This is a genomic window from Rhizobium sp. SAFR-030, assembly GCF_059415005.1.
The window spans coordinates 25994-32090 of the sequence record NZ_JBPFDO010000010.1; the positions used below are offsets into that span (position 1 = coordinate 25994).

Genomic DNA, 6097 nt, shown 5'->3' on the forward strand with positions numbered 1-6097 from the left:
GGTCGGTGCCAGTCGAGGCCGAGCTGTCAGGGCGAGAACTGCTTCAGATAGGCGATCACGTCGGCGATCTCCTTGTCGGTCTTCAAGCCGACGAAGGCCATCTTGGTGCCCTTGATGACCCCCTTCGGATCGCGGAGGTAGGTCGTCAGGCTGGCTTCGTCCCAGACCATGCCGGCCTTGCCGGCATCGGCCATGGCAGCCGAATACTTGAAGCCCTCGCGCGAGGCGGCAGGTCGTCCGATCACGCCCTTCAGCGAGGGGCCGATCTTGTTCTGGTCGGTATCGGCGACGTGGCACGCCTTGCACTTGGCGAAGACTTTTTCGCCCGCAGCCGCGTCCTGCCCAAATGCACTTCCCGCCATCGAGATTACCATGCCGACGGCGCCAATATAACAGATGGCACGCATAGAATTCCTCCCGGAGGCGTGCGCAGCAGGGCAGGTTCTACCGATCCTGCAGGCGCGCCCTATACTTGAGGGTAGTTCTTGTTGAAGCCAAGTCAACCTCACCGGAGACGTTCTCGTCAACGACAACCGGCTTCCAGGCTCAGACGTGTCGTGGCTCAGGCGATTGACGCGGCTTTTAGAGGCGCCTAACATGAAGGAAGGCGCATCTGAGAGCCCTCTCCCCAAGTGGAGTATGGCAGCCGTCAGCGGCGAGCGCCGGTAGGGGCGGTCGGAGACTGTTCGATGAACATGGTCGATCTTATCCTCAGGGTCTGCCTGGCAGCCCAACCCAACAACTGCCGCGACGAGCACCTGCTCTTCGAAAGCCGCGGCTCGCTCTTTCAGTGCATGATCCTTGCGCCGGCGGAAATCGCCAAATGGTCGGCGGAACATCCGGCTCTCAAGATCATCCGTTGGAAATGCGCCACCCCCGATGGCAGTCAGCGGATCTGAAACCCCGACGGTCGGGATAACGCCCCGTCAGAAGCACCGAACCTCGGCCTCCGCCTGGGCGCGGCGCAGTTCCGAAACGGCCGATCTGGCCGGTGCGCTCTGGCGAAACAACACGCCTCGCTCGCCCGTCTGCAGTGCAAGGCTGCGAAAGGTCTCGGCCTGTTCGTAGCGACTGTAGGGGATGATGGACGCAACGACGTCGAACGAGCAAGAACAACTTCTCATTGAATCGGGTGTCTGCCCATTTGCCTTCATACAACCGAAGACGTAGTCTACCACTGTAGTGGTGGGATACCCATCCCGGGCGATAACCGGCGCCGCTGGCACGAGTGACATCAAGCAACATGCGAGCAAGACGTTTCGAGCGTACATCTTCAACCTCCGGTTTTCGCGGTTCATATTGACGTCCCGTCACGACAGGCGATCAAATATACTTTGTTTTCCTGCGCATTGCCTCAAATCTATACTGCTGAGCAACCGCAATATATTTCTTCGCAAAGCAGCAATTACTTTGGTTTGGAGTGGGACCCGAGAATACACTTGCGTATATCAGGCCGATCGCCTATCTTCCACTTGATTTCCGGCTTCAAGCCTTACTTTTGGGAGGGGTAAGGTCCGAAGGTCTGCGATGGCAATATGGTGCCCCCTGGCCACTCGCATCCCGTGAAACGCTGACGGAATGATTTCCCGCACATAGCATGAATCACTTGGCTGCCTTGGAGCACACGATGGTTCGTGATGACGAACCCCGTGTGAATAATGCGCATCGGGAGGATGTCATATGCGTGTATTTGGAAATCTTGCTTTCTTGCCTCTGGCCACTGCCGGTCTTCTGACCGCCGGTGCCGCCGGTCCGGTCTTCGCCAATGACGACCTGACGACGCTTTCCGCCAATCCGAAGAACTGGGCGATGCCGACCGGCAATTACGCCAATCATCGTTATTCGGAACTCAAAGAAATTACCAAGGACAACGTGAAGAACCTGCAGGTGAAGTGGACCTTCTCCACCGGCGTCCTGCGCGGTCACGAAGGCGGGCCGCTGGTGATCGGCGACGTGATGTATATCCACACGCCGTTCCCCAACATCGTCTATGCACTGGATCTGAAGAACGACGGCAAGATCCTGTGGAAATACGAGCCCAAGCAGGATCCGAACGTCATCGGCATCATGTGCTGCGACACCGTCAACCGCGGCGTCGCCTATGGCGATGGCAAGATCATCCTCAATCAGGCGGACACGACGGTCGTGGCGCTCGATGCCAAGACCGGCAAGGTTGCCTGGTCGGTGAAGAACGGCGACCAGAACGATGGCGGCAAGGGCGAGTCCGGCACGGCCGCACCGCTGGTCGTCAAGGACAAGGTGCTGATCGGCATTTCCGGTGCCGAGTTCGGCGTGCGCGGCTGGACCGCCGCCTACAACCTGAAGGACGGCTCGCTGGCCTGGAAGGCCTATTCCACCGGGCCGGATGCGGAAACGCTGCTCGACCCGCAAAAGACCACCCATCTGGGCAAGCCTGTCGGCAAGGATTCCGGCATGAACACCTGGGAGGGCGAGCAGTGGAAGACCGGCGGCGGCACGACCTGGGGCTGGTTCTCCTACGACGCCAAGTCCAACCTGATCTTCTACGGGACCGGTAATCCGTCCACCTGGAACCCGGTGCAGCGGCCCGGCGACAATCGCTGGTCGATGACGCTGATGGCCCGCGATGCCGATACCGGCATGGCCAAGTGGCTGTATCAGATGACCCCGCACGACGAATGGGATTATGACGGCGTCAACGAGAACATCCTCGTCGACGCGATGCAGATCAACGGCCAACCCCGCGACGTGCTGGTGCATATGGACCGCAACGGCTTCGGCTATACGCTGGATCGCAATACCGGCGAGCTGCTGGTGGCCAAGAAATATGATCCGAAGGTCAACTGGGCGACGGAAGTCGTAATGGATCCGAAGAGCGAGCAGTACGGGCGGCCGCAGGTGGTGGCGCAGTATTCGACCCAGCAGAATGGCGAGGATACCAACTCGACCGGCATCTGCCCCGCGGCGCTCGGCTCCAAGGATCAGCAGCCGGCCGCCTACTCGCCGAAGACCGGTCTGTTCTATGTGCCAACCAACCATGTCTGCATGGATTACGAACCCTACAGGGTGAGCTATACGGCTGGTCAGCCCTATGTCGGGGCGACAGTGTCCATGTATCCGGCGCCGGAAAGTCATGGCGGGATGGGCAACTTCATCGCCTGGGATGCCGCCAAGGGCGAGATCGTCTGGTCGAAGCCGGAGCAGTTCTCGGTCTGGTCCGGGGCGCTCGCAACCGCTGGCGACGTGGTCTTCTACGGAACGCTGGAGGGCTACATCAAGGCGGTGGATCTGGAGGGCAAGGAACTCTACCGGTTCAAGACGCCATCCGGCATCATCGGCAACATCAATACCTACGAGCATGAGGGCAAGCAGTTCATCGCAGTCCTGTCTGGGGTCGGCGGCTGGGCCGGCATCGGGCTGGCCGGCGGACTGCTGGCACCGGAAAATGCGGCCGCCTGGCACGGCGCCGTCGACCAGGGGCGTGCCCAGGGCGATGAAGCGGCGGTCGTCGGTACTGCGGGCCTCGGCGCCGTCGGCGGTTATGCCGCACTGGCGGACTACACGACGCTCGGCGGACAGCTGACCGTGTTCGCGCTTCCCGACTGAGATGCGCTCAAAGGCTGCGCCGGCGTGGCGCAGCCTGCCTTTCTCTCCGGAATGATCCAGTCAGGCGAGTGCGGCAAGCCGATGGTTTTCCGCATCCGGAACGCGCGAACGAGATGTTCCTGAAGGCGCGCTCAGTCCTGTGCTGGATGTTTGAAATGTGAGGTTCATCAATGGCATTTCGCATTGCGATGCTGGCATTCTGCGCAGCGAGTGTGTCTCTTTTTACCACCGGTTCGGCTCTGCCGGACGACGATAGGCAGAAGGCCGAGGCTGTCAGCGAAGAGGACGGCAAGTTTTTTGACAAGGACGGCGTGCCGACATTCAAGATCCAGAACGATGGCACGGTCGACTGGTATACGTTCAGCGGCTATCGCCGCTATCACTCGGACTGTCATGTCTGCCATGGACCCGACGGGGTGGGATCGAGTTATGCGCCGGCGCTTGCTGGAAGCCTGAAGACGCTGGACTATGCAGGCTTCCTGTCGATCGTCGCCGAAGGCCGCAAGAATGTCGGCGGCGGCAAGGAAAACGTCATGCCGGCCTTCGGCGAAAACAAGAACGTCTACTGCTACCTCGACGACATCTATGTCTACCTGCGGGCCCGGGCCGTCGGGGCCGCTCCCCGGGGTCGTCCGCCGAAAAAGGCCGACAAGCCACAGGGGGCCAAGGATTACGAAGCCTCCTGCATGGGAGGCTAGGATGAGCACTTGGAGAGAGCAGCGTCTGGCAAAATCTGCAGGCGTGTCTAGCGACGTCCACGGGCCGCATGGGTGGGGGCTCAAGGCGGCGCCGGCAGAGACAGGAATGCCGGCGTCTAATCGCAGGCGGTCGGGGAACGGGTGGAGGGCTGTTGGCGCGGCCGTGCATCTCACGTTCCTGGCAGCTATCGGCATGGCCAGTGTTCTTGCCGTCGCGCCACATCAGGCACATGCCCAGAATGCTGGTCTTGGCGCTGCCGGAGAACTCGTCGATCCGGATGTCCTGCGGGTTTGCGCCGATCCGTCGAACATGCCGTTTTCCGACGAAAGCGGCGAGGGCTTCGAAGACAAACTTGCGAAGATGGTGGCCGAGGGAACCGGGCGGAAGTCCGTTTCCTATACCTGGTTTCCGTCGATCACCGGCTTCGTGCGCAACACGCTCGGTGCGAACCGCTGCGACATCGTCATGGGCTACGCGCAGGGCGACGAACTGGTGCAGAACACCAATGCCTATTACCGCTCGGTCTATGTCCTGGTCTATCCGAAGAACAGCCCGCTTGCCGGTGTGGAGACGCTGGCCGACCCGAAACTCTCGGGCAAGCGGATCGGGGTCGTCGAGGGTACGCCGCCGACAGCAAACATGGCCGCCGCCAAGCTTATGGGCGATGCCAAGGTCTATCCGCTGATGATCGACAGCCGCCGGGCGCCGTCGATGGCGGAACTGATGATGCGGGACATGACTGCCGGATCGATCGATGCGGCAGTCATCTGGGGTCCGATGGCCGGCTATTATGCGGCGCGTACCGGGGCCGACATGGTGCTCGTGCCGCTGACGCACGAGAAGGGTGGTCAGCGGATGATCTATCGGATCACCATGGGCGTGCGCCCCTCCGATCAGAACTGGAAGCGGACGCTGAACACCTTCATCAAGGACAACCAGCCGCGGATCGACGCTTTGCTGCTGGAATACGGCGTGCCTTTGCTCGACGAACAGGATCAGAGGATCGCCGAGTGACGAGCGGCTGCGGCCAAGGCCAAGGGGGGCGGCAGCCCCCTTGCAGACTGAGCGGTTGCCGAGGCCGATGTCGGCGGTGGTCTTTGGAATGCGGGCATGACGGCGAGCCGCGGGATTGAGAGAGGTGAACGTCTGAGCCGGAGGGAACAGGCCGAACGGCTCGCGTGGGCAGATGGATGACCGTGGGCGGCCGTCTGTTCGCCTCGCTCCGAGGGCGGTGGTTCGAGAGCCTGCGACGCCGACCGTCCGGCAAAAAGGGTGGCGGGTCTTTATAGAGCGGCCGGCAGGAAGCGGCTGCCGGAACAACCGTCATGGCCCAAGGGCCCGATGCAACAGATCGAAACGGAGTTGAGCAAAACATGGATGTCCGCGCCGCCGTTGCCGTTCAGGCTGGCAAGCCGCTTGAAGTGATGACCGTGCAGCTGGAAGGCCCGCGGGCCGGCGAGGTGCTGGTCGAGGTCAAGGCCACCGGCATCTGCCATACGGATGATTTCACGCTGTCGGGCGCCGATCCGGAAGGCCTTTTCCCGGCCATCCTCGGCCATGAGGGCGCCGGCATCGTCGTCGATGTCGGCCCCGGCGTCACCTCGGTCAAGAAGGGCGACCACGTCATTCCGCTCTACACGCCGGAATGCCGCGAGTGCCCGTCCTGCCTTTCGCGCAAGACGAACCTCTGCACCGCCATCCGCTCGACGCAAGGCCAGGGACTGATGCCCGACGGTACCTCGCGGTTTTCGATCGGCAAGGACAAGATCCACCACTACATGGGCTGCTCGACCTTCGCCAACTACACGGTGCT

Annotated in this window: 7 protein-coding genes; 5 read left to right on the top strand and 2 right to left on the bottom strand. The window is 61.6% G+C overall.

The annotated features are described in order from the left end of the window. Window positions 1-26: 26 nt before the first annotated feature. Complete coding sequence (locus ACR65N_RS21835) at window positions 27-407, bottom strand: c-type cytochrome (protein WP_440458740.1); 381 nt, start codon at window positions 405-407, stop codon at window positions 27-29. Window positions 408-689: 282 nt separating this feature from the next. On the opposite strand from ACR65N_RS21835, the gene ACR65N_RS21840 reads away from it, so the two are divergent. Next, window positions 690-899: a hypothetical protein gene (locus tag ACR65N_RS21840; RefSeq protein ID WP_440458741.1), complete on the top strand. Its 210-nt coding sequence runs from the start codon at window positions 690-692 to the stop codon at window positions 897-899. A gap of 27 nt (window positions 900-926) precedes the next feature. Here ACR65N_RS21840 and ACR65N_RS21845 read toward each other — a convergent pair whose 3' ends face one another. Continuing rightward, window positions 927-1124 (bottom strand): hypothetical protein, encoded by a 198-nt coding sequence (locus tag ACR65N_RS21845; RefSeq protein WP_430304893.1) that lies wholly within the window; start codon window positions 1122-1124, stop codon window positions 927-929. Between the two features lie 556 nt (window positions 1125-1680). Here ACR65N_RS21845 and ACR65N_RS21850 point away from each other — a divergent pair. The 4 genes from ACR65N_RS21850 to ACR65N_RS21865 all read left to right on the top strand — a co-directional run. Further along, entirely contained in the window at window positions 1681-3585 is a 1905-nt protein-coding gene (locus ACR65N_RS21850; RefSeq protein ID WP_440458742.1) for a methanol/ethanol family PQQ-dependent dehydrogenase, read from the top strand. 170 nt (window positions 3586-3755) lie between these two features. Beyond that, window positions 3756-4283, top strand: coding sequence for a c-type cytochrome, methanol metabolism-related (locus tag ACR65N_RS21855; RefSeq protein WP_440458743.1), 528 nt, complete (start codon window positions 3756-3758; stop codon window positions 4281-4283). A gap of 193 nt (window positions 4284-4476) precedes the next feature. Further along, window positions 4477-5298, top strand: a complete 822-nt coding sequence (locus ACR65N_RS21860) for a quinoprotein dehydrogenase-associated putative ABC transporter substrate-binding protein (RefSeq protein WP_440458744.1) — start codon at window positions 4477-4479, stop codon at window positions 5296-5298. Between the two features lie 359 nt (window positions 5299-5657). Beyond that, the coding region (locus ACR65N_RS21865; RefSeq protein ID WP_440457307.1) for an alcohol dehydrogenase catalytic domain-containing protein at window positions 5658-6097 on the top strand (440 nt) is incomplete at its 3' end.